This is a genomic window from Albibacillus kandeliae, from assembly GCF_003116585.1.
Classification (GTDB): domain Bacteria; phylum Pseudomonadota; class Alphaproteobacteria; order Rhodobacterales; family Rhodobacteraceae; genus Albibacillus; species Albibacillus kandeliae.
Window position 1 is genome coordinate 42,581 of the sequence record NZ_QEHM01000013.1, and the last position, 23,080, is coordinate 65,660.

Consider the following 23,080-nt stretch of genomic DNA (forward strand, 5'->3'; position numbering starts at 1 on the left):
AGAAAAGATGAGCGGCTGGTCCGCTCATCTTGTTTTCTGAGGTACGCACAAACCTGACGCGCGACCTAGAGTTCCTCGACCGTCATCACGCCGTCGAGGCTCTTGAGCGCGCCCTTTACCTCGGGGTTGATGGCGAAATCCTGACCGAGGTCGAGTTCGACCTCGCCCGGCAGGCCGGGGTCGAGCAGGCAGAGCTGCACCGGGCCACGGGCCGCGGCTCGCGCCGCCGACTTGGCCTCTTCCAGCACCGCCGCGACGGTGTCGACCGCCCCGGTTTCCTCGATGAAGATGCGCAGGCCCCGGCTGCCGGCGGCGGCGACCGCCATGTCGACCGGGCCGACGCCACGACCCAGCAGCTTGAGCTGGTCGCTTTCCATCGTGGCCTCGACCGTCACCACCACCTTGGCGCCGGTTTCAAGGAATTCGCGCGATTTCTCCAGCGTTTCCGAGAAGAGCGTGACCTCGTAGGCGCCGGTGGTGTCACTCATCTGGCAGAAGGCGAAGCGGTTGCCGCGCGCCGACTTGCGTTCCTGCCGCCCTGCAACGACACCGGCGAGCTTGGCGACCAGCGGCCCCTGCTGGGCCTTTTCGGTCAGTTCGTCCAGCGTCAGCACGCCCTTGCGCCGCAGCGCGGTCATGTAGTCGTCGAGCGGGTGGCCGGAGAGATAGAAGCCGATGGCCTTGAACTCTTCCGACAGCCGCTCGGCGGGCAGCCAGTCGGGCCCGGCGGCAAGGCGCGGTTCGGGCAGATCCTCGCCCGCCTCGCCGAAGAGCGAGACCTGGGCCGAGGCCTTTTGTTCGTGGATGGCGGCGGAATAGGCGACCAGTGCATCGAGACTGTCGAAGACCCGGCGGCGGTTGCCGTCCAGCGCGTCGAAGGCCCCGGCCCGGGCCAGCATCTCCATCGGGCGCTTGCCGACCTTCTTGAGGTCGGCGCGGCGGGCGAGGTCGAAGAGCGTGACGAAGGGTCGGTCCTGCCCTCCCTGGGTTTGCCCCGGTGTCTCGGTGGCGCGGGGTCCCGGCGCGTTGGCCGGGACGGAGGCTGACGTGTGGCTCTGGGGTCCCGGCGCGTTGGCCGGGGCGGAGGCTGAGGTCTGGGGCGTGATGCCCTTGCGGGCGTCGGTGATGATGCGCATGGCTTCGAGGCCGACGTTCTTGAGCGCGCCGAGGGCGTAGACCAGTTTGCCGTCCTGCACGTCGAAGGTCGCCTCGGAGCGGTTCACGCAGGGCGGCGTCCACGGCAGGTCGAGCCCCTTGCGGACCTCCTCGAAGTAGATCGCAAGCTTGTCGGTGAGATGGATATCGCAGTTCATCACCCCGGCCATGAACTCGACCGGGTGGTTCGCCTTGAGCCAGGCGGTCTGGTAACTGACCACCGCGTAGGCCGCGGCGTGGGATTTGTTGAAGCCGTAGTTGGCGAATTTCTCGAGCAGGTCAAAGACCTCGGAGGCCTTCTTCTTGTCGACACCGTTCTTGGCAGCGCCCTCCTCGAACTTGGGACGTTCGGCGTCCATCGCCTCCTTGATCTTTTTCCCCATCGCGCGACGCAGCAGGTCGGCGCCGCCCAAGCTGTAGCCCGCCATGACCTGCGCGATCTGCATCACCTGTTCCTGGTAGACGATGATGCCCTGCGTCTCGGCGAGGATATGGTCGATCGAGGGGTGGACCGATTCCAGTTCCTTCTGCCCGTTCTTCACCTCGCAGTAGGTCGGGATATTCTCCATCGGGCCGGGACGGTAGAGCGCCACGAGGGCCACGATGTCCTCGATGCAGGTGGGCTTCATGCGCTTGAGCGCATCCATCATGCCCGAGCTTTCCACCTGGAACACCGCCACCGTCTTGGCCGAGGCGTAGAGCTTGTAGGTGCGCTCGTCATCCAGCGGGATGAGGTTCATCTGGTTCTCGGCGCCGGGGGCTGGTTCGTAGAGTTCGGTCCCGTCGGCGGCGATATGAAGCTGGCGGCCCGACTTGAGGATCAGGTCGAGGGCGTTCTGAATGACGGTCAGGGTCTTGAGGCCGAGGAAGTCGAACTTGACCAGGCCCGCCTGTTCCACCCATTTCATGTTGAACTGGGTGGCGGGCATGTCGGAGCGCGGGTCCTGGTAGAGCGGCACCAGCGCGTCGAGCGGGCGGTCGCCGATCACCACGCCCGCGGCGTGGGTGGAGGCGTTCCGCAGCAGCCCCTCGACCTGCATACCGTAATCGAGAAGGCGCGCGACGACCTCCTCGTTGCGGGCCTCTTCCTTGAGGCGAGGTTCGTCCTTGAGCGCCTTTTCGATGGAGACGGGCTTGACCCCCTCGACCGGAATCATCTTGGACAGGCGGTCGACCTGGCCGTAGGGCATCTGCAGCACCCGGCCGATGTCGCGCACGGCGGCCTTTGAGAGCAGCGCACCGAAGGTGATGATCTGGCCCACCTTGTCGCGGCCGTACTTCTCCTGCACGTAGCGGATCGTTTCCTCGCGCCGGTCCATGCAGAAGTCGATGTCGAAGTCGGGCATCGAGACCCGTTCGGGGTTGAGGAAGCGTTCGAACAGCAGCGAGTAGCGCAGCGGGTCGAGGTCGGTGATGGTAAGCGCATAGGCCACCAGCGAGCCCGCGCCCGAGCCCCGGCCCGGGCCGACGGGGATGTTGTTGTCCTTGGACCACTGGATGAAGTCGGCCACGATCAGGAAGTAGCCGGGGAAGCCCATGCCCTCGATGATGCCGAGTTCGAAATCGAGACGTTCCTGGTACGCCTCGACCGAAACGGCATGGGGGATCACGGCAAGGCGGGCCTGCAGCCCCTCGTTGGCCATGCGGCGCAGTTCGGCGACCTCGTCGTCGGCGAACTTGGGCAGGATCGGCGCGCGCTTGTAGGCCATGAAGGCACAGCGTTTCGCGATCTCGATGGTGTTCTCCAGCGCCTCGGGCAGGTCGGCGAAGAGCACCGCCATTTCCTGTGGCGACTTGAAATAGTGCTGCGCGGTCAGGCGGCGGCGGGCGTCCTGCTGGTCGACATAGGCGCCCTCGGCGATGCAGATCAGCGCGTCGTGCGCCTCGTACATGTCGGACTTGGGGAAGTAGACATCGTTGGTCGCGACCAGCGGAATGTCCATCGCATAGGCCATTTCCACGTGGCCGCGCTCGGTCAGCCGCTCGGCCTCGGTCGGCGCGCCGTCTTCGCCGGGGTGGCGTTGCAGTTCGATGTAGAGGCGGTCGCCGAAGCAGGCGTGCAGGCGTTTCAGCAGTGCCTCGGCCTCGGCGCGGTGGCCGGTCTGCAGCAGCATCCCTACCGGGCCGAGGGGGCCGCCGGTCAGGCAGATCAGCCCCTCGCTGAGGGCCTCCAGCTCGTCCAGCGTGACCTGCGGCGCCTGCCCGCCCTTGTCGACGTAGAGGCAGCTGTTGAGCTTCATCAGGTTCTCGTAGCCGCGTTCGGACTGGGCCAGCAGCACGACGGGCGCCGGGTCGCGCGGGCGTTCGCCCGGCTGCGACTGGACGTAGGCCACGTCGATCTGACAGCCGAGGATCGGCTGGATGCCTGCCCCGCTCAGCGTCACCGACATCTCGAGCGCCGCGAACATGTTGTTGGTGTCGGTCACGGCGACCGCAGGCATGCCGGCGGCTTCGCAGAGTCCCGGCAGCTTCTTGAGGCGGACGGCGCCCTCCAGCAGCGAGTATTCGGTGTGGAGGCGGAGGTGAATGAATCGGGGGGAACTGCTCATGCGCCGAGGTTATCGGGCGGGGCGCGGGGCGGCAATTGGCGGCGCGCCGAGAGCGGGAGGATTTTGGGGTCTGCGCCCTGCACCCCGAGGCGCTGGCGCCGGTCGAGGATTGGATGACGCGCCAGTGACGCATCTGGGAGGCCAGGACAGACCGGCTCGCCGCGCTGGCCGAGCGGCTGTGATCCGGCGGGCGGGGCCTTGTCCCGTGTTTGTTACAGGCCGGCGACCTGCGCCCCCTGCCCCCGGCGCGTTGTAACATTCCGCACTGCGCTTTCCGCCCGCCGCCCCCGCGCGGCGGGCTTTCTGTAACAATTCGCGGGATCATGGGGAGAAACGGCCCGCTGCGCAGCGTTGCAGGGTCACGCCGACTGACGGCGGCGTGAGTCACGGGGTCGTGACGTTGACGGCAACGGGCGCTAGACTAGCATTGGGAACACCTACCCGAATGGAGGATCAGACACCCATGACGACCACCGCAAAGACCTTCGCCATCGCTGGCGCCGTGGCCGCCGCCCTTACCGCCACTGCCAATACGGCAGAGGCCCAATCCAAGGAAAAATGCTACGGTGTCGCACTGGCCGGTCAGAACGACTGTGCCGCCGGCCCCGGCACCACCTGCGCCGGCACCTCGAAAGTCGACTACCAGGGCAACTCCTGGAAGCTGGTCGACGTTGGCACCTGCGCCGAAATGAGCCTTCCCGCCAGCGCGGACGGCGGCGCCCGCAAGGGTTCGCTGACGCCGCTGGAACGCGACCTTCCGGCCTGACGGCCGGCGGGATCGGGCGGGCGTGAAGACGGCCCGCCCTACCTTGCCCCCGGACGTTGCGCGAGGACCTGCCATGCTCGACAAGACACCTCTCGGCAACCTGCCGCCCGCCCCGGGCGTCGGATACAAGCCGCAGCATTTCAGCGACGTGATGCAGGACCCGGCGCCGGTGCGCTGGCTCGAGATCCACGCCGAGAACTACATGGGTGACGGGGGCCGCCCGCTGGCGCAGCTGCGCGCGCTGAGCGAGCGCTTTCCGATTTCGGTGCATGGGGTCGGCCTCTCGATCGGCGGCGACGGGCCGCTCGACCAAGACCACCTCGCGCGGCTCGCGCACCTTGTCGACTGGCTGAACCCGGCGAGCTTTTCCGAGCACCTGGCGTGGTCGACGCATGACGGCGCCTTCCTGAACGACCTTCTGCCGCTGCCCTATACCGATGCAACGCTTGCCCGCGTCGCGGCCCATATCGACGAGGTGCAGGACAGGCTGGGGCGGCGGATGCTGCTGGAAAACCCGTCGAGCTACCTCGCCTTTGCCGAAAGCACATGGTCCGAGACGGAGTTCCTTGCCGAACTGGTGCGCCGCACCGGCTGCGGCCTGTTGCTGGATGTGAACAATGTCTTTGTCTCGGCCACCAACCTCGGCTTTGCGCCACGGGACTACGTGGATGCCTTTCCGCTGGACAGCGTGGGCGAGATCCACGTGGGCGGCCATGACGAGGATGCCGACGATCATGGCGCGCCGCTGCTGATCGACAGCCACGGGCGCGCGGTGGCAGATCCGGTCTGGACCCTGCTGGAGCACACGCTGGCGCGCAGCGGGCCTCGCCCGGTGCTGGTGGAATGGGACAACGACGTCCCCGCATGGCCTGTCCTGTGCGACGAGGCGCAGCGCGCCGCGCGGGCGCTGGCGGTTCTGCCCCGATGACGGCAGAGCAGGACCGGTTTGCAGCCGCGCTGCTGAACCCGGGCGCCGCCCGCCCCGAGGGGCTGGAGGACGGGGGGCACCGCGCGGCGGGCCGCCGGTTCGACGTCTACCGCAACAATGTCACCGTGTCGCTGATCGAGGCGCTGCAGTCGGGCTTTCCCGTGCTGACCCGCCTGCTGGGCGAGGCGAACATGGCCGAGCTGGCCCGGCTGTTCCTGCGCGCGCACCCGCCGAGTTCGCCCCGGCTGATGCTCTACGGTGAGGGTCTGCCGGAGTTCATCGCCCGGCAGGAGGCACTGGCCCACCTGCCCTACCTGCCCGATGTCGCGCGGCTGGAGCTGGCGATCCGGCAGTCCTACCACGCGGCGGATGCAGCCCCCATCGACCCCGGCCTGCTGGCCACGATCCCGCCCGAGGAGCTGCTGGCCGCCCGCCTGCGCCTTGCGCCCGCCCTGCGCCTGCTGCGGTCGGACCACCCGGTCTGCGCCATCTGGCGGTACAACATGGAAGACGGCGCGCCGCGCCCCGAGGCCGGGGCGCAGGACGTGCTGATCACGCGACCGGAGTTCGACCCGGTGCCGCTGCCGCTCCCTCCCGGCGGTGGTGACTGGATCGCCGCCCTGGCCGAGGGGATGACGATCGGCGAGGCGCTGGACGCCGTGGCCGACCAGCCGTTCGACCCCGGCCCCAGCCTGACCCTGCTGATCCAGGGCAACGCCATCACCGCTATCGAGAGGGAGCCCTGAGTCATGGTCGCGCTTGTCAATTTCTACCTCCGACTGGCCCATGCGGTCGAATACCGCCTCGGGCCCATCGTGATGCCGACGCTGGCGCGGCTGGTCTTTGCGGCGCTCTTTGCGCTCTATTTCTGGAACTCGGGGCTGACCAAGGTGGGCGAGGATTTCTCGGGCCTGTGGGAGCCCAGTTTCCGGACCTACGCGCAGATTTTCCCGAAGTCGGCCGAGGCCGGGGGATACGACATCGCCGCGGCGAGCCCCTTCGAGCGCGCCGCCCTGCTGGCGGGGACCTGGGCGGAAATGCTGTTGCCCGCGCTGATCGTGCTGGGGCTGTTCACCCGGATCGCGGCGCTGGGGATGGTGGTCTTCGTGATCGTCCAGACGCTGACCGACCTCTACGGCCACGGGCTGATTGCCGACGCGACCGCGCTTGGCGCGTGGTTCGACGGCGACCCGACCGCCCTGATCCTCGACCAGCGGGCGCTCTGGGTCATGTTGCTGCTGATCCCCGTGTTCCGGGGCGGCGGGCCGGTTTCGCTCGACGCGCTGATCAAGCGGCGGCTGAGGGTCTACTGACCCTCAGAAGTGCGCCTTTTCCTCGTCCGGCTTGCCGGCGGCCACGGCAAGGATGCCCCCGAGCATGGCGAAGCCGATGGGGAACATGGTGAAGACGGTGAAACCGAAGGCGTAGTAGAACCCAGCAGCCGAGAGCAGCATCAGCGCGCCGCCCCAGAGGGCCCGTGCCCGCGCCATCGCGCCGCCCGCGATGCAGAGCATGGGAGCAAAGAACGAGGCCGCGCGGATCAGCTCGACATTGTCGACCTGCCGTGCCCAGCCCTCGATTTCGCCCCACTGTTCGATTGCGACCGTGTAGCCGTATCCGAAGAAGCCGACGATCATGCCGAAAACCCCGGCGATCAGCCCCAGAACAAGTGCCGCGTTGCGCATTCGAACCCTCCTTTGCGTGACCTCCAGATAGGCGCGGGATCAGTCCGCGCCAAGGGCCTTGCGCACATCCGGCCCCCAGCCGAGGTACATGGTGTCACCCGACACGATCAGCGGGCGTTTCATCAGCGTGGGGTGATCGCGCAGTAGGTCGAGGGGCGCGCGAGATTGTTCGCTGGCGTCCAATCCACGCCAGGTTGTGGAGCGGGTATTCATCAATGCTGCCCCGAATTGCTCAAATGCTGTGCTGAGAATCAGGGGCGGTACGCCATCTGACCTCACGTCAACAAATTCGGCGTCCGGAAGGGATTTCAAGGCCTTGCGGCACGTATCGCAAGTCTTTAACCCGTAAAGTACCATTGCATCTTCGCTCCATTGATGTAAAAACCCTGACGGAAATGGGCTCTCACGCCCCTTTTTCTTGATTTTTGTTTCCGCCGTGCAATCTTGTCTGCGGTGCCTTCGGCAACCGCAAGGTTACCTGTGCGCCGACAGAAGCCCTGCACAATTGCGGTGCGGGGTGCAAGCAAAAGGGAGACACGGGACATGCCAACCGGCACCGTGAAGTGGTTCAATACGACCAAAGGCTATGGCTTCATCGCGCCCGACGAAGGCGGCAAGGATGTGTTCGTTCATATCTCGGCTGTCGAACGCTCGGGCCTGACGGGCCTCGCGGACAACCAGAAAGTGGAATACTCATTGCAGGACGGACGGGACGGCCGACAAATGGCCGGAGATTTGAAACTCAAGTGATTTCCCCCTCATAACCGCCACGCGCCCCGCCTCCGGGGCGCGGGCACGGGGCCCCGCCCCGCACGACGCCCCAAGGGGCGTACCGACAGGATTTTTCGGACAACGGGTTCGTGAACATGTTCACGATACAACCACGACCCCGACCCGATTACAATGCGCCAGCGCGCAGCGGCATGGGTTAGCGCCCTGCCCGAGCGTGATGCGTTTGCCTGAAGGGGCTTCCTCCATCCTGCGACATCCGGTCGGCAGGATGGGGTTTTCGCCCTTTGTGAACGTGTTGGCGGGGGGCTCCCGCCCCTATTCCAGCACGTTCTGGAACTCGCGCCATTCGCGCTTGCTCATGCCGCAGTTCTCTTCGGTGACCTCTTCGCCCGCGAGCATCCGCTTCACGCAGTCGACCATCTGGGCCGACATGGTGACCGCGCCGAGGCGGTAGTCTTCGAAGGCCTTGTAGGCGAAGGGCACCCAGTCCTTGACCATCTCGCAGATGGCGTCGGCATAGACGCGGATCTCGTATTGCGCATGGGCATCGGCGCGCAGGCGGAGGAAGTGGAACAGGTTGTGGAGGTCCACCTTCCAGTACCACTGGGTATAGATGTTGGCGGGCAGGTTCATCCGAGCCAGTTCGCGCGCGAGGCCGAGGCCGTGGGAGTCGATCATCTCTTCGTAATGATCGTAGGCGCGGGTCGAGTCTGCCTTGAGCAGTTCCAGCACGCGGGCCGCCGCCTCACCGTCCAGCACCTCGCCCCGGCCCTGGTTGTTCACCACGGACTGCGCGGCGACGTTCTCGGGCGCGGGAATGTAGAACTCGCGGTCGAGGATCGAGTAGCGCGCCGAGTATTCGTTCACGTTGGCGGTCCGGTGGCGGATCCACTGCCGCGCCACGAAGACCGGCAGCTTGACGTGCAGTTTGACCTCGCACATTTCGAAGGGGGTCGAGTGCCAGTGGCGCATCAGGTAGCGGATCAGCCCCTCGTCGTTCTGAACCGACTTGGTGCCCTTGCCGTAGGAGACCCGGGCCGCCTGGCAGATCGCGGCATCGTCGCCCATGTAGTCGACGACCCGGACAAAGCCGTGGTCCAGCACCGGACGGGCGGAATAGAGATGCGCTTCCATCCCCGGCGCAACGGTGCGCAGCGTGGCTTGCGGCGCGGCACGCAGGGCGTCAATGTCGGCCTGCTGTTCGGGGGTAAGCGACATGGGGCACATCCTTTCAACCGGAATCTCAACCAGAATACGACCATATATTGATGATCAGCTGGTGTGAACCCCCATATAAGGGTCACACTTTAGCCACTACACAGGATTTCGCATCCTAAGCTCGTTGACTTTCCTCACCTCCCGGATGACCTTTGCGAAAAAGATTTGAACCGAAGGTTGAGGCAGATGAAGCGGTTTAATCAATGTTTCGCGGCTTTGTCCGCGACGTTCTTCGTGCTTGCCGGATGCAGCGGCGGCAACCCCTTCGAAGAGACGACGGACCCCGACGAAGAGGCGGTGATCCCTGAGTCGATCTCGTTCGATCTGGACAGCGTCACCTACAACTCCAGCGCCGACACGCTGACCGTGCGCGGCATCGGGGTCGACAACACGCCCTACGAGGCGGTCTATACCCGGGCCGCGGACCTCGATCGCGGCGGCTACCAGGCCTATACATCGCAGTCGAGCCCGATCACCCGGCACAGCACCGCCTACTACAAGACCGAAGGCAGTACCCGCGCCTCGGTGGTGGTGACCGGCGGCCAGTTCGAGCACTACTTCGGCGGCGCAAGATACGCCCGCTCCGGCTCGTTCGACGCGCCGAACGTGAGCGATCAGAACCGGATCATCAGCTATGGCGGCAACTACGTCGGCCTGCTGAACGTCGGAGGCGACGGCGGCGACCTCAAGACGCCGGCGGCAGGGACCGATCCTTCGGTCCTGCCGGTTCAGGCCGCGGAGGTCACCGGCAAGGTGCTCGTCAACGCCGACTTTACCCAGAACATCGTCGAAGGCACGGTCTACAACCGCGAGATCACCGACATGCCGTCGGTCGAGATGCGCGACCTCGCCCTGGCGCCCGGTGCGCTGGACCCCGACAACGGGTTTTTCTCTGGCAATGTGACCATCGACACCCAGAACAAGGGCGAATACGGCGGCGTCTTTGGCGGGGTGAACTCCTCGTCGGTGGCCGGTGGCCTTCATGTCTCGGACCACATCGACGAGTTCGACGACGAGGAAGAGTTCGGGATCTTCGTTCTGCCCAAGTGCGGCACCGACGGCGACGATGCGGTCTGTGATCAGCCGGGGACGTAACCGGCTCCGATCAGCTGCGCTGGCTCTCGGGCTGGCGCTCGCCGCTCTTGGCGGTGCCTCTGCCCGGGGGGACGAGGTTTCCCTCTCCCTGCCCCAGGCGCGCGATCTTGCCGGGCTGGCGCTGGACAACAACGACCCGGGCCTTGCCCTCAAGGTTGCGCGGGAGCTGATCAAGGCGGACCCGACCGACGCCTTTGCCCACTATGTGATGGCGGTGGCCTATGCCCGCCTGAACCAGCCCCGGGACGGGCGCAAGGCGGCGGCGCGCGCCTATCGCTATTCGACCAGCGATGCCGACCGGATGCAGGTCTCGACCCTGGCTGCGCGCCTTGCCGTGGCCGAAGACCGGCCGACCATCGCCCAGCTCTGGCTGCGCCGGGCGTCGCTCTATACCCAGAGCGATGTCGAGGACGAGCGGCTGGCGCGGGACTATCGCATCCTGCGGCAACGCAACCCGTGGTCGTTTTCGATCCGTACCGAGGTGCGCCCTTCGGACAACGTGAACAACGGGCCCGACCGGCAGTACATGGAACTGAACGGCTCGCAGCTGCCGATCTCGGGCGCGACGCGGGCGCTCTCGGGTACGGTGGGAACGCTGGACACGTCGCTTGGCTATCGCCTCTCGGGCAGCGCGACCCACCAGACGACCCTCTCGGGGCGGCTTTACGTGCGGCGCGTGGCGCTGTCGGGCAGCGCCAAGGCGCAGGCCCCGATGGCCACCGGGTCGGATTATGGCGCAACCTATGGCGAGCTGTCGCTGCGCCATGCCTTCGTGGTCGGCCCCGAGGGCAAGGGCGATACCGCCGCCGTGTCGCTGGCGCTCGGCGACAGCTGGTACGGGGGCGATCACAGTTTCGGGCAGGCCCAGGTGACGTTCGAGCGCGAGTGGCAGTTGGGTGGCAACCGCAGCTTCGACATCACGCTGCTGGCCGCGCAGCGCTACGACGCGCCGAACCCGTCGAATGACGGGCGGACCCTTGGGTTCGGCACCAGCCTGAACCAGAAGCTCGGCAACGGCGACCGCCTGTCGCTCTCGCTCTACCTGCGTGACGTGGAGGCGGAGTTCGACAACGGGACCTACCAGTCGGCCCTCGTGCGCGCGAGCTACGGGTTTGCCCGCCAGCTTGGCCCCGCCAAGGTGACGGCGGGGCTGTCGATCGGACGGTCGGACTATCCGTTGCTCTACCTGAACAGCGGCATCTACGGCACCTACATCGGGCCGCGCGACGACCGGTCGATCTATGGCGACCTGACCTTCTTCTTCTCCGACTACGACTATGCGGGCTTTGCCCCCACCGTGCGTCTGCGCGCGGGGCACAGCGACTCGAACATCGATATCTACTCCTCGCGCGAGGTCTCGATCTCGCTCGGGCTGCAATCGAAATTCTGAACGCCCGCCCTGCCGCCGCCGTCAGCGCCCTTTTCTTCGGGGGGGAATGCGCTAGGGTCTCGGCAAATCAAAGGAGATGACCCATGCCCCTCAAGTATCTGCACACCATGGTCCGCGTGAAGGACCTCGAGAAATCCATGGCCTTCTACGAACTGCTCGGCCTGAAGGAAATCCGCCGGTATGACAGCGACGCCGGGCGCTTCTCGCTGGTGTTCATGGCGCCTCCGGGTCAGGAGGACTGCCCGGTCGAGCTGACCTACAACTGGGACGGGGACGAGGCGCTGCCGAGCGACAGCCGCCATTTCGGCCACCTCGCCTATGAGGTCGACAACATCTACGACACCTGCCAGTTCCTGATGGACAATGGCGTGACCATCAACCGCCCGCCGCGCGATGGCCGCATGGCCTTTGTCCGGTCGCCCGACAACGTCTCGGTCGAGCTGCTGCAGGCCGGCGAGTCGCTGCCCGCGGCCGAGCCGTGGTCCTCGATGGAAAACACCGGGCACTGGTAATGCGCGGGCTGGCCGGCGCAGCCCTTGTTCTCGCCTGTGCCGCCCCCGCCGCGGCGCAGGACTGCCGGCTGGCGCTTGCGCTGGCGATGGACGTGTCCTCTTCGGTCGATGCCGGGGAGGATACGCTGCAACGGCAGGGGCTGGCCGCCGCCCTGATCGCCCCCGATGTCCAGAGCGCCTTCTTCGCGGTGGATCTGCCGGTCGCCCTCGCCGTCTACGAATGGAGCGGGCGGTACAACCAGACGGTGCTGCAGGACTGGGTCCTGATCGCCAGCCCTGCCGACCTGACGCTGGTGGCCCAGCGCATTCACCTCTCCGAACGCAGCCACAACGAGTTCCCGACCGCGATGGGCCATGCCCTTGGCTATGGTGCGGGTTTGCTGGGGCGTGCGCCCGACTGCCTGTTCCGGACGCTCGATGTCGCCGGGGACGGCGAGAACAACGAGGGCTTCGGCCCGGAACAGGCCTATCGCGAGTTTCCCTTTGCCGACGTGGTGGTGAACGGGCTGGTGATCAACTCGGCCGATTTCGAGGGCGAGATCGAGCTGATCGAGTACTATCGCACCGAGGTCTTGCACGGGGCCGGCGCCTTTCTCGAGATCGCGCAGGGGTTCGAGGACTACGAACGCGCCATGCGCCGCAAGCTGGAGCGTGAGCTGAGGCCGCGCGCGGTGGGGGCGCTGCCGGTGGACGCGCCGGGGCCGGGATAGGTTGATGCGCCGACTGTTCTATGTCGCTGCGGCGCTGCTCGCGCTGATGGGTCCCGCCCATGCCGGATGCCGGCAGGCGCTGGCGCTCGGGCTGGATGTCTCGGGGTCGGTGGACGACCGGGAGTATGCGCTGCAACTGCAGGGGCTGGCGCGGGCGCTGACCGATCCCGACGTGGTCACCGCGCTGCTGTCCACGCCTGAGACGTCGGTCGAGATTGCCGTTTTCGAGTGGAGCGGCCCGGATTACCAGCGGCTGCTGGCCGACTGGCGCGCAATCGACAGCCGCGCAGCACTGGACGATCTGGCCAACCGTCTGGCCAGCGTGGCGCGGCGCCCTGCCCCGCCCGAAACGGCGATCGGCTCGGCCATGCTGCACGGGGCCGCCCTGCTGGATCAGCGCGCGCATTGCTGGAAGCGCACGCTGGACCTTTCGGGAGATGGCAAGAACAACTCCGGGCCGCGACCGAACGATGCCCGCGACGCGCTGGTCGGGGTCTCTCCTACCGTGAACGGGCTGGTGATCGGGTCGGAACCGCGCCATGCGGGCGACACCCGCGAGGAAGCGCTGGGAGAGCTCTCGGCCTATTTCCGGGCCTACGTGATCCGGGGGGACGACGCCTTTGTCGAAACCGCACTGGGGTTCGAGGATTACGAGGCGGCGATGGTCCGCAAGCTGAAGCGCGAACTGGAGGTCATGGCCGTCTCCTCCCTGCGCTGAAACGCTAGTAGATGTAGCGGATCTGGTCGGTCCAGTAGCGTTCGACCCGTTTCAGGGCGCTGGTGATATCCTCGATCCCCTCCGGGCCGATGACCCCACGGCTTTGCAGACCCTCGGCGTGGCGGATAAAGAGCGCGGAGACCACATCGCGGATCTCGCGCCCCTTCTGTGTCAGGCGCACCCGGACCGAGCGCCGGTCGATCTCGCAGCGCTGGTGGTGCATGTAGCCCATTTCGACCAGCTTCTTGAGATTGTAGCTGACGTTGCTGCCCTGGTAGTAGCCGCGGGTCTTGAGTTCGCCCGCCGTCACCTCGTTGTCGCCGATGTTGAACAGCAGGAGCGCCTGAACCGCGTTGATCTCCAGCGTGCCGACGCGCTCGAACTCGTCCTTGATCACGTCCAGCAACAGCCGGTGCAGACGTTCGACCAGCGCCAGCGCCTCGAGGTAGCCGGCCATGAAGCCCCTGTGCGCCGACGGGCGCAACTGCATTTCGATACTCATCCGTCTCTCCGACTCGAACTGCCCGGGCCGGAGAGTGACGCCAAAATCCGAATAATCGGTTAAGCGATTTTAGGCTTATTTCTGAAAGATTTGCGAGACGTCCCTGATCAGGGTCTCGTACTGGCCGGGCGGCGGAACCTGCCCGGTCACCCACTGGTAGAGATCCTGATCGTTCTCGTGCAGCATCGCGTCGTAGAGGTCCATCCGGGCCTCTTCCATGCCTTCGAGGTTGGCGTCGGCATAGGCGGTCAGGATCAGGTCCATCTCCTTGATGCCGCGCCGCATGGAGCGCATCTTCAGCCTCTTGATGCGGTGTTCGCGCAGTTCGGTCATACGGGTTCCTGTTCCTTCAGCGCACGGCGCATGCGTTTCTCCAGCCGCGCCGCCCGCTCCGCGTTGGCGCGCATCGCCTCGCGGATCTCGTGCAGCTCGGACAGGTAGGCCACCAGATCGGGGCGGACCTCTTCCTCGCCGTCCGGCGCTGTGGCCCCTTCACCCTCTCCCGTCAAGAGCCATGTGATCGAAACGTTCAGGACACCGGCCATCATCTGGAGCTTGTTGGCGCGCGGTTCGGAGATGTCGTCCTCCCAGCCGAGCAGCGTGGTCTTCTTGACGCCGAGCGCGCGGGCGAGTTGGGACTGGCTGAGTCCTGCGGCCTCCCGGGCGCCGGCCACGCGGTCGCCGAAGGTTGCCGTTTCGGGTCCATACCAGTCTGTCGTCTGATCGCTCATGCTCTCGCGCTCCTCGCCTCTGTTCATCCTTGATCACATATGGGGCACAACCTATGACAATCGAGCAAAACATTCAAACCGAGGCCCGAATGTCCTTCCTCTCCGACACCCTCTCCCGCGTGAAACCCTCGCCGACGATCGCCGTCACCACCATGGCGGCCGAGCTCAAGGCCGCTGGCCGTGACGTCATCGGCCTTGGCGCGGGCGAGCCCGATTTCGACACGCCCCAGAACATCAAGGACGCGGCCATTGCCGCGATCAACGCGGGCAAGACGAAGTACACCGCGCCGGACGGGATGCCCGAGCTGAAGCAGGCGATCTGTGCCAAGTTCAAGCGCGAGAACGGTCTGACCTACGAACCCAAGCAGGTGAGCGTGGGGACCGGCGGCAAGCAGATCCTCTACAACGCCCTGATGGCAACCATGAACCCCGGCGACGAGGTGATCATTCCGGCCCCCTACTGGGTGTCCTACCCGGACATGGTGCTGCTGGCTGGCGGCGAGCCGGTGACGATCGAGGCCTCGCTGGAGACCAGCTACAAGATCACCGCCGAGCAGCTGGAGGCGGCGATCACGCCCAAGACCAAGTGGTTCATCTTCAACTCGCCGTCGAACCCGACCGGCGCGGGCTATACCTGGGACGAGCTGAAGGCGCTGACCGACGTGCTGATGAAACACCCGCATGTCTGGGTCATGACCGACGACATGTACGAGCACCTCGCCTATGACGACTTCAAGTTCTGCACGCCCGTCGAGGTGGAGCCCGGCCTCTACGACCGCACGCTGACCTGCAACGGCGTGTCCAAGGCCTATGCGATGACCGGCTGGCGGATCGGCTATGCGGCCGGCCCCGTCGAGGTGATCAACGCGATGCGCAAGATCCAGTCGCAGTCGACCTCGAACCCCTGCTCGATCAGCCAGTGGGCCGCTGTCGAGGCGCTGAACGGGACGCAGGATTTCCTCGCCCCCAACAACGAGATCTTCGTGCGCCGCCGCGACCTCGTGGTGTCGATGCTGAACGAGATCGAGGGCATGACTTGCCCGGTGCCGGAAGGCGCGTTCTACGTCTACCCGTCGATTGCCGGGCTGATCGGCAAGACCACTCCGAAGGGCGTGAAGATCGAGGATGACGAAGCCTTTGCCAAGGCGCTGCTGGAAGACACCGGGGTTGCCGTGGTCTTTGGCGCGGCCTTTGGCCTCTCGCCGAACTTCCGGGTGAGCTATGCCACCTCGGACGAGAACCTCAAGGAAGCCTGCACGCGGATCCAGACGTTCTGCGCAAGCCTCGTCTGAAAAGACACAACCGGGCCGGCGGCATCACGCCCCGGCCCGGTTGCCGCGGCTCCCACTGGCGCCACCAATCGCGGCTTGGTATCACGCTTCAGGAAACCCTTGGGGCATGCAATGACCACGAACCTTCCCGACTATTACTTCCGCGTCCGTGAAAACGGCGCCTTCGTCTTCCGCGTCGACACCGAGAACCGGCAGCGCCGCATCGAGATGGACCAGATTGCCGTGGTCAACGTCCGCAACGGCGAGATCAAGCCCCACGGGACCCGCTCGCTCTCGGCGCAGGACATGGAAGAGATCGAGGCCTGGATGGCCGAGCGGACCGCCCTGCTGGCCCGCCGCGATCTGGACGACATTCACCGCACCATCGACCAGCTGAACCTCACCGCCCAGTGGGCGCAGGCCAAGGCCACCGACCGGCAGCTGGACGAGGTGACCGACGCGCTGCTGATGGCGATGCACGACCTGCGCACCGTTCTGGTGCGCAAGAAGGCAGAGCGGGTCTCCTCGGAGAGCTGACACACCCTGCGGGCGGTGCACCGGCCCCATCGACCGGTGCACCCCGTCCTACAGCAGCCGCACCGACATCCCACCGTCCACCAGCACCGGGCTGCCGGTCATGAACCCGGCGCGGTCCGAGAGCAGGAACAGCGCGGCCTGCGCGATCTCCTCGGGCTGCGCGAGGCGTTTCATCGGGTGCAGCGCGGCGATGCTGGCCTGCACGGCCGGATCGTCCCCGGCCAGCGCGGTCAGGGTGCCGCCCGGCATCAGGGAGTGCACCCGCACGCCCTGCGCGGCATGATCGGCCGCCAGCGACTGCACCAACCCGTTGATCCCCGCCTTGGACGCCGCATAGGCGCCCATGCCCGGCAGACCGGCGTTCGAGAACCCCACGAAGGACGAGGTGAAGACGATGGCGCCCCCGCCCCGCGCGGCGATGGCCGGGACCTGCGCCTGTGCCGCGAGGAAGGCCGCCGTGAGGTTGGTGGCGATCACCGCGTCCCATGTGGCGCGGTCCATGGTCGAGACCGGCCCCATCTCTCCGACCGTTCCGGCGTTGTTGAAGGCCCCGTCGAGCCCGCCGAAGCGGTCGCGGGCAAGGGCCACGAGCGAGGGGGCGAAACCGTCCTCGGTCACGTCGCCCGCAAGGGTCACGGCCTCGCCGCCCGCCTCGGCGATCTGCCGGGCCACGGCGCGCAACTCCGCCTCGCGGCGGGCGCCGAGCACGAGCCGGGCGCCCTCGCGGGCGAAGAGGCGGGCCGCGGCGGCGCCGATGCCGCTGCTGGCCCCGGTGATGATGAGTGTCTTGTCTTCGAGTTCCATGCTGATGTCTCCCGTCTGGATGAATGGAAGACAGATCGCCGCTCGGGCCGCAGGGCGCGACCCGGTTCCTGCGAAAGGGACCGTCAGCGCCGGGGAAAGCGCAGGAAACGGAGCGGGATCAGGCGGGCGCGCGCCCGACGGTGCGGATCGAGTGACGCCAGAAGCGCAGCATCAGGATGATCCCTGCCCCGGCGAGGCCGAAGACGAGACCGAACCAGAGGCCGACCGCGCCGAAGCCGAAGGTGAAGCCGAGGACATAGGCCGCCGGAAGCCCGACCGCCCAATAGGCGAAGATGGCGATGATCATGGGCACCGTGGTGTCCTGCACCCCGCGCAGCAGCCCCAGTGCGATCACCTGCGCCCCGTCGACCAGCTGGAACAGCGCCGCCACGGCCAGCAGCGTCACGCCGAGCGCGATCACCTCGGCACGGGCCGGGGCGTCGGCCTCGAGGAACAGGCCGACGATCGGCTCGGGGATGCCGAGGAAGGCCGCCACGGTGAGCGCCACCATGACCAGCGAGAGTGCGCAGACGGCGATGGCCCCGCGCCGCATGTGGGCACGGTCGCCCCGCCCGAAGGCATTGCCCGCACGGATGGTCGCCGCGTTGGACAGGCCAAGGTGCACCATGAAGGTCGCCCCGGAGACGGTGATGACGATGCCATGCGCGGCCAGCGGCACCGTTCCGATCCATCCCATCATGAAGGCGGTGGCGGCGAACAGGCTGACCTCGCTGACCGTGGTCAGGCCGATGGGCAGGCCGAGGCGGAACACGCTGCCCAGCACCTCCCAGTCGGGGCGCCAGATGCGGCGGAACAGGTCGTGATGCGGCAGAGCCCGCCGCGCATAGGCGATGATGGCCAGCAGCGAGATGAACTGGGTGGTGACCGAGGCGATGGCCGCCCCCTGAAGCCCGAGTTCGGGCGCGCCCCAGTTGCCGAAGATCAGTGCGTAGTTGACGATGCCGTTGGCCACCGCCGCCATTAGCGTGATCCAGAGCACGACCTGGGTCCGCTCGAGCGCGGCGAGGTAGGACTTGATCACCATGACCAGCAGCGCCGGCACGAGGCCCCAACCCGCGATCCGCAGGTATTGCGCCACGTCGGCGGCCAGCTCCGGCTCCTGCCCCAGCGCCGAGAGGATCGTCTGGGACCACCACATCACCGGCATGATCACGAGCGCGAAGGCAAGGCTGAGCCAGAGACCCATCCGGGTGCTGCGCCGGATGGCGACCTCGTCGCCCCGCGCGGAGGCGGCGGAGACCAGCGGCATCACGGCAAGGGCGAACCCGGAGCCGAGCATGAAGAAGACAAAGAAATAGCTGTGGCCCAGCGTCACCGCCGCCAGCGGCGCGACACCGTACCAGCCGAGCATCACCGTGTCGGTGATGCCGATCGCCATCTGCGCGACGTGCCCGCCGATCAGCGGCAGGCCAAGGGAAAGGATCGCGCGGACGTGGCCCGCGTAGCTCATCTCGTTGCTCATAATTTGTGCAGTATTGAGATTGCCTGACCGGCGCAAGGGATGTCGTGCACCTGTTCACGAAGTGGTGGGCGGCGTCCCGCGCGGCGCAACTGACGTGACGGAACAGCGCCCCGCGCCCGCCAGCCATCCGGGGCGGGCCTCAGCGGGCTTTCTCTTGCCCCGGGAGCGGCCTAACCTCGCCCGCGAACAGGGAGGACACCACATGCAAACAGAAACCGTCGAGCTGAACGGACACCCGTTCTACCTCCGCCGCTGGGGCGACCCCGAGCTGCCGCCGCTGCTGCTGCTGCACGGCTTTCCCGAGTACGGCGGCGCATGGTCCGACCTTGCCCCGCTGCTGGCCGACAGGTTTCACTGCATCGCCCCCGATCAGCGCGGCTATGGCCGCAGCTGGTCTCCCGAGGATGTCGCCAACTACTCGGGTCAGGCCCTGACCTCGGACATGGCGGCGCTGATCGACCACATTGGGCGTGGGCCGGTCACCGTCTTCGGGCACGACTGGGGCGCGGCCGTCGCCTATGGGCTGGCCATGTACCGCGGCGATCATGTCTCGCGGCTGATCATCGCCAACGGGGTGCACCCTGTGCCTTTCCAGACCGCGCTCGCCACCGGCGGCGCGCAGTGCGAGGCCTCGCAGTACATCACCTTCCTGCGACGCGGGGACAGCCACGACCTGCTGTCGGCGAACGACTTCGAGAAGATGTTGCAGCTGTTCTCGGCCAAGATGGACCTGTCTTGGATGACCCCGGAGCGGCTGGCCGAGTTCAAGGCCGAATGGGGCCGCGACGGTGGGCGGCTCAAGACCATGATCCACTGGTACCGCGCCTCTCCCCTGTTGGTCGGGCCGCCGGGACACGAGCAGCGCGGCCTGCCCGGATTCTCGGTGGAGCGGCTGATGGTGCGCTGCCCGCACCTGCTGATCTGGGGCGACAAGGACACCGCGTTGCTGCCCGAGGCCACCGAGGGGCTGGAGAGATTCGCGCCCGACCTGACCCGTGTCGACATCCCCGGTGCCGATCACTGGCTGATCCACACCCACGCGGAACAGGTGGCAAAGGCCGTCAGGGACTGGATTCCGGCACGTTAGAAGAGCAGAGAGCACGGCGCGACCACCATATCCTGTGGTTGCGCCCTCGCATCCTCTTTTCCCTTGGGCCCGGCTCTGCCATACTGCCCTCCAACCAACAAAATGAGCAGCGGTATGAACGATCTTCTGACCCCGGCAGCACCGGCCGAATACGACGCATCCTCGATCGAAGTGCTCGAAGGGCTGGAACCCGTCCGCAAGCGGCCCGGCATGTATATCGGGGGCACCGACGAACGGGCCCTGCATCACCTCGTGGCCGAGGTTCTCGACAACTCGATGGACGAGGCCGTCGCCGGCCATGCCAACCGGATCGAGGTCGAGCTGCACGAGGACTATTCGATCACCGTCCGCGACAACGGGCGCGGCATCCCGATCGACCCGCACCCCAAGTTCCCGGGCAAGTCGGCGCTGGAGGTCATCCTCTGCACCCTGCACGCGGGCGGCAAGTTCGGCGGCAAGGCTTACGAGACCTCGGGCGGTCTGCACGGCGTGGGCGCCTCGGTGGTGAACGCGCTCTCGGATTCGATGGTGGTGCAGGTCGCGCGCGACCGGCAGCTTTACGAGCAGCGCTTTTCGCGCGGCATCCCGCTTGGCCCGGTCGAGCAGATCGGCGCGGCCCCCAACCGGCGCGGGACGACGACGACCTTTCACGCCGACGAGCAGATCTTCGGCCATCACCGCTTCAAGCCCGCGCGGCTGTTCAAGTCGATCCGCTCCAAGGCCTACCTCTTCTCCGGGGTCGAGATCCGCTGGAAGTCGGCCATCGACGACGGCGAGACGCCGACCGAGGCGACCTTCCACTTTCCCGGCGGCCTTGCCGATTACCTGACCGAGACGCTGGGCGGCGCCTCGACCTATGCCGACCGTCCCTTCTCGGGCGTCGTGGACTTCAAGGAGAAGTTCAACACGCCGGGCAAGGTCGACTGGGCGATCAACTGGACCCCGTCGCGCGACGGCTTCATCCAGTCCTACTGTAACACCGTGCCGACGCCCGAGGGCGGCACCCACGTGGCCGGGTTCTGGAACGCGATCCTCAAGGGGATCAAGGCCTATGGCGAGCTGATCAGCAACCGCAAGGCGGCGCAGATCACCCGCGAAGACCTGATGGCGGGCGGCTGCGCGCTGGTATCCTGCTTTATCCGCGAGCCGGAATTCGTGGGCCAGACCAAGGACCGTCTGGCCACCACCGAGGCCCAGCGGCTGGTCGAGAACGCGGTGCGCGACCACTTCGACAACTGGCTGGCGGCGGATACCAAGTCTGCCGGGGCGATCCTCGACTTCCTCGTGCTGCGTGCCGAGGAGCGGATGCGCCGGCGGCAGGAGAAGGAGACACAGCGCAAGTCGGCGACCAAGAAGCTGCGTCTGCCGGGCAAGCTGGTCGACTGTTCGAACAGTTCGCGCGAAGGCACCGAGCTGTTCATCGTCGAAGGGGACTCGGCCGGTGGCTCGGCCAAGATGGCGCGCGACCGCAAGACCCAGGCGCTGCTGCCGCTGCGGGGCAAGATCCTGAACGTGCTGGGCGCGGCCTCGTCCAAGCTGGGCCAGAACACCGAGATCAACGACCTCGCACAGGCGCTTGGCGTGGGGCTGGGCACCAAGTTCAACATCGACGATCTGCGGTATGACAAGATCATCATCATGACCGACGCCGACGTCGACGGGGCGCATATCGCCTCGCTGCTGATGACCTTCTTCTTCACCCAGATGCGCCCGATGATCGACACCGGGCACCTCTACCTCGCCTGCCCGCCCCTGTTCCGCCTGACGCAGGGCGCCAAGCGGGTCTATTGCGTGGACGAGGCCGAGCGCGACAAGTGGCTGGCCAAGGGTCTTGGCGGCAAGGGCAAGATCGACGTCTCGCGCTTCAAGGGTCTGGGCGAGATGGACGCGAAGGACCTGAAAGAGACGACGATGGATCCGGCCTCGCGCAAGCTGATCCGGGTGACGATCGACGAGGACGAGCCCGGCGAGACCGGCGACCTGGTGGAACGGCTGATGGGCAAGAAGCCCGAACTGCGGTTCCAGTACATCCAGGAGAACGCCCGTTTCGTGGAGGAGCTGGATGTTTGAGGGGGGTCCCTAGCCCCCTCGGGCCCCCGCCCTGACAAACGTCTGAACAGCCAGATAAGCCCCCGCTCTGAAACCTGACGCGTTGCGGCCCTTGTGGCTTTGCAATCCCGTCAGCCTTTTGCGCGTTCCCTATGCTTTGGCCCGAGATCGTCCGGGCCCATTTCAACCCGCACAGCGAACATATGTTGTGAAAAACCTCGCTGCGTGCTCCTCTCGGCGCGCAATGCATAACGAGGTCAAACCATGTTTGCCGGAACTGATATCACACTGCGCATTTACGCCCCCACGCTCGACACCCAGATCACGCGGCCCGCTACGGCGACGGTCTCGGAGGTGGACTACGAGTTCTACGACGCCTCCTTCTACGACATCTCGGGCGACCCCTATAACGTCGTCGCCGCCGCCTTTGACGTGCATGGCAGCATCGTCACCTACCGGGTGCTGGAGTCCGGCCACTATTCCAACGTGGACGACGACACCGGGTTCAACGGCTACGAGATCACCTTTGACCTGCTGAAGACCGATCCGCATCTGTCGCTGATGAACGCGCGGATCATGGAGGATTACAACACGCTCGAACTGCCGGACGAGTTCGTCACCTTCACCGCCAACAAGCTGCGGGTGAATGTCGACAACTACTACTTCTCGACCAACGAGATGATCAGCGTCGTCCTGGACATCAAGTATGCCGGTGACAGCGGGCGTGACGTGTTCAGCAGTGGCGAGGGCAATGACCTGATCCTTGGCGGCGGTGGCGCCGACATCCTGTTTGGCGGTGCCGGCAATGACCGGATCAAGGGCGGCGCGGGCAACGACCTGATCGAAGGCGGCGCCGGGGCGGACAGGCTCTGGGGCAACAAGGGCAACGATACCTTCGTCCTCTCGCTGAATGGCCAGCGCGACAAGATCATGGACTACCGGGCTGGCGACAGCTTCCTGATCCAGACCACGGCGGACAGCTTCGACGATCTGCGCATCGTTCAGAAGGGCGACGACGTGTTGATCGCGAGCGACAGGGCAAGCTTCCTTGTGCTCGACACCGACCTGTCGGACATCACCGCGAACGACTTCATCTTCTGAGGAAGCCGGAAGCGCTTCGGCGCCCGGCCCCCAACGAAAAAGGTCGGGCACCCTGCC

At 66.3% G+C, this 23,080-nt stretch carries 24 protein-coding genes; 15 read left to right on the top strand and 9 right to left on the bottom strand.

Translation table 11 applies throughout. The features are described 5' to 3' along the window. Positions 1 to 65: 65 nt before the first annotated feature. Positions 66 to 3,704 carry a DNA polymerase III subunit alpha gene (dnaE, locus tag DDT93_RS24060; protein ID WP_109468467.1) on the bottom strand — a complete coding sequence of 1,213 codons (3,639 nt, stop codon included), beginning with the start codon at positions 3,702 to 3,704 and terminating at the stop codon, positions 66 to 68. A 463-nt stretch (positions 3,705 to 4,167) separates the two neighbouring features. Here dnaE and DDT93_RS24065 point away from each other — a divergent pair, with 463 nt between their 5' ends. From DDT93_RS24065 to DDT93_RS24080, 4 genes are all read left to right on the top strand, one after another. Further along, positions 4,168 to 4,470, top strand: coding sequence for a BufA1 family periplasmic bufferin-type metallophore (locus DDT93_RS24065; RefSeq protein ID WP_109468468.1), 303 nt, complete (start codon positions 4,168 to 4,170; stop codon positions 4,468 to 4,470). Positions 4,471 to 4,543: 73 nt separating this feature from the next. Further along, positions 4,544 to 5,398 (top strand): MNIO family bufferin maturase, encoded by an 855-nt coding sequence (bufB, locus tag DDT93_RS24070; protein ID WP_109468469.1) that lies wholly within the window; start codon positions 4,544 to 4,546, stop codon positions 5,396 to 5,398. After that, the gene (locus tag DDT93_RS24075) at positions 5,395 to 6,144 is read left to right on the top strand and encodes an HvfC/BufC N-terminal domain-containing protein (protein WP_109468470.1); all 750 of its coding nucleotides are present in this window, start codon (positions 5,395 to 5,397) and stop codon (positions 6,142 to 6,144) included. Before bufB ends, DDT93_RS24075 begins: the two co-directional genes overlap by 4 nt. A gap of 3 nt (positions 6,145 to 6,147) precedes the next feature. After that, positions 6,148 to 6,711 (top strand): DoxX family protein, encoded by a 564-nt coding sequence (locus DDT93_RS24080; protein ID WP_109468471.1) that lies wholly within the window; start codon positions 6,148 to 6,150, stop codon positions 6,709 to 6,711. A gap of 3 nt (positions 6,712 to 6,714) precedes the next feature. On the opposite strand, the gene DDT93_RS24085 is transcribed toward DDT93_RS24080, so the two are convergent. Together DDT93_RS24085 and DDT93_RS24090 are read right to left on the bottom strand one after the other, a co-directional pair. Next, entirely contained in the window at positions 6,715 to 7,083 is a 369-nt protein-coding gene (locus DDT93_RS24085; RefSeq protein WP_109468472.1) for a hypothetical protein, read from the bottom strand. A gap of 39 nt (positions 7,084 to 7,122) precedes the next feature. After that, entirely contained in the window at positions 7,123 to 7,440 is a 318-nt protein-coding gene (locus tag DDT93_RS24090; protein WP_109468473.1) for an ArsC/Spx/MgsR family protein, read from the bottom strand. A 186-nt stretch (positions 7,441 to 7,626) separates the two neighbouring features. Between DDT93_RS24090 and DDT93_RS24095 the strand changes: the two genes are divergently transcribed. Further along, a complete protein-coding gene (locus tag DDT93_RS24095) occupies positions 7,627 to 7,833 on the top strand; it encodes a cold-shock protein (protein WP_109468474.1) in 207 nt (68 codons plus the stop codon). Positions 7,834 to 8,130: 297 nt separating this feature from the next. Here DDT93_RS24095 and thyX read toward each other — a convergent pair whose 3' ends face one another. Then, positions 8,131 to 9,033 (bottom strand): FAD-dependent thymidylate synthase, encoded by a 903-nt coding sequence (gene thyX, locus DDT93_RS24100; protein WP_109468475.1) that lies wholly within the window; start codon positions 9,031 to 9,033, stop codon positions 8,131 to 8,133. 216 nt (positions 9,034 to 9,249) lie between these two features. On the opposite strand from thyX, the gene DDT93_RS24105 reads away from it, so the two are divergent. From DDT93_RS24105 to DDT93_RS24125, 5 genes are all read left to right on the top strand, one after another. Beyond that, positions 9,250 to 10,128, top strand: a complete 879-nt coding sequence (locus DDT93_RS24105) for a thymidylate synthase (protein WP_232825553.1) — start codon at positions 9,250 to 9,252, stop codon at positions 10,126 to 10,128. Beyond that, the gene (locus tag DDT93_RS24110) at positions 10,100 to 11,518 is read left to right on the top strand and encodes a tetratricopeptide repeat protein (RefSeq protein ID WP_109468477.1); all 1,419 of its coding nucleotides are present in this window, start codon (positions 10,100 to 10,102) and stop codon (positions 11,516 to 11,518) included. The genes DDT93_RS24105 and DDT93_RS24110 overlap by 29 nt, the downstream gene beginning before the upstream one ends. Before the next feature lie 83 nt (positions 11,519 to 11,601). Beyond that, positions 11,602 to 12,030, top strand: a complete 429-nt coding sequence (locus tag DDT93_RS24115; protein ID WP_109468478.1) for a VOC family protein — start codon at positions 11,602 to 11,604, stop codon at positions 12,028 to 12,030. Further along, the gene (locus DDT93_RS24120; RefSeq protein ID WP_109468479.1) at positions 12,030 to 12,740 is read left to right on the top strand and encodes a DUF1194 domain-containing protein; all 711 of its coding nucleotides are present in this window, start codon (positions 12,030 to 12,032) and stop codon (positions 12,738 to 12,740) included. Before DDT93_RS24115 ends, DDT93_RS24120 begins: the two co-directional genes overlap by 1 nt. Positions 12,741 to 12,744: 4 nt before the next feature. After that, the gene (locus DDT93_RS24125) at positions 12,745 to 13,458 is read left to right on the top strand and encodes a DUF1194 domain-containing protein (RefSeq protein ID WP_109468480.1); all 714 of its coding nucleotides are present in this window, start codon (positions 12,745 to 12,747) and stop codon (positions 13,456 to 13,458) included. 4 nt (positions 13,459 to 13,462) lie between these two features. Here the strand turns inward: DDT93_RS24125 and DDT93_RS24130 are convergent, their stop codons facing one another. The 3 genes from DDT93_RS24130 to DDT93_RS24140 all read right to left on the bottom strand — a co-directional run bounded on the left by DDT93_RS24130 (position 13,463) and on the right by DDT93_RS24140 (position 14,691). Further along, the gene (locus DDT93_RS24130) at positions 13,463 to 13,960 is read right to left on the bottom strand and encodes a MarR family winged helix-turn-helix transcriptional regulator (protein WP_109468481.1); all 498 of its coding nucleotides are present in this window, start codon (positions 13,958 to 13,960) and stop codon (positions 13,463 to 13,465) included. 75 nt (positions 13,961 to 14,035) lie between these two features. After that, positions 14,036 to 14,293, bottom strand: coding sequence for a succinate dehydrogenase assembly factor 2 (locus DDT93_RS24135; protein WP_109468482.1), 258 nt, complete (start codon positions 14,291 to 14,293; stop codon positions 14,036 to 14,038). Beyond that, a complete protein-coding gene (locus tag DDT93_RS24140) occupies positions 14,290 to 14,691 on the bottom strand; it encodes a helix-turn-helix domain-containing protein (RefSeq protein ID WP_109468483.1) in 402 nt (133 codons plus the stop codon). The genes DDT93_RS24135 and DDT93_RS24140 overlap by 4 nt, the downstream gene beginning before the upstream one ends. 89 nt (positions 14,692 to 14,780) lie before the next feature. On the opposite strand from DDT93_RS24140, the gene DDT93_RS24145 reads away from it, so the two are divergent. Continuing rightward, a complete protein-coding gene (locus DDT93_RS24145; protein WP_109468484.1) occupies positions 14,781 to 15,983 on the top strand; it encodes a pyridoxal phosphate-dependent aminotransferase in 1,203 nt (400 codons plus the stop codon). Positions 15,984 to 16,094: 111 nt separating this feature from the next. Further along, positions 16,095 to 16,499, top strand: coding sequence for a hypothetical protein (locus DDT93_RS24150; protein ID WP_109468485.1), 405 nt, complete (start codon positions 16,095 to 16,097; stop codon positions 16,497 to 16,499). A 48-nt stretch (positions 16,500 to 16,547) separates the two neighbouring features. On the opposite strand, the gene DDT93_RS24155 is transcribed toward DDT93_RS24150, so the two are convergent. Continuing rightward, the gene (locus tag DDT93_RS24155) at positions 16,548 to 17,303 is read right to left on the bottom strand and encodes an SDR family oxidoreductase (RefSeq protein WP_109468486.1); all 756 of its coding nucleotides are present in this window, start codon (positions 17,301 to 17,303) and stop codon (positions 16,548 to 16,550) included. A 118-nt stretch (positions 17,304 to 17,421) separates the two neighbouring features. Next, positions 17,422 to 18,774, bottom strand: a complete 1,353-nt coding sequence (locus tag DDT93_RS24160; protein WP_232825554.1) for an MATE family efflux transporter — start codon at positions 18,772 to 18,774, stop codon at positions 17,422 to 17,424. A gap of 214 nt (positions 18,775 to 18,988) precedes the next feature. Here DDT93_RS24160 and DDT93_RS24165 point away from each other — a divergent pair, with 214 nt between their 5' ends. From DDT93_RS24165 to DDT93_RS26825, 3 genes are all read left to right on the top strand, one after another. After that, positions 18,989 to 19,873 (top strand): alpha/beta fold hydrolase, encoded by an 885-nt coding sequence (locus DDT93_RS24165; protein WP_109468488.1) that lies wholly within the window; start codon positions 18,989 to 18,991, stop codon positions 19,871 to 19,873. A gap of 114 nt (positions 19,874 to 19,987) precedes the next feature. Further along, positions 19,988 to 21,943: a DNA topoisomerase IV subunit B gene (parE, locus tag DDT93_RS24170; protein ID WP_109468489.1), complete on the top strand. Its 1,956-nt coding sequence runs from the start codon at positions 19,988 to 19,990 to the stop codon at positions 21,941 to 21,943. 243 nt (positions 21,944 to 22,186) lie between these two features. Continuing rightward, positions 22,187 to 23,023 (top strand): calcium-binding protein, encoded by an 837-nt coding sequence (locus tag DDT93_RS26825; RefSeq protein ID WP_198654962.1) that lies wholly within the window; start codon positions 22,187 to 22,189, stop codon positions 23,021 to 23,023. The last annotated feature ends 57 nt before the right edge of the window (positions 23,024 to 23,080 follow it).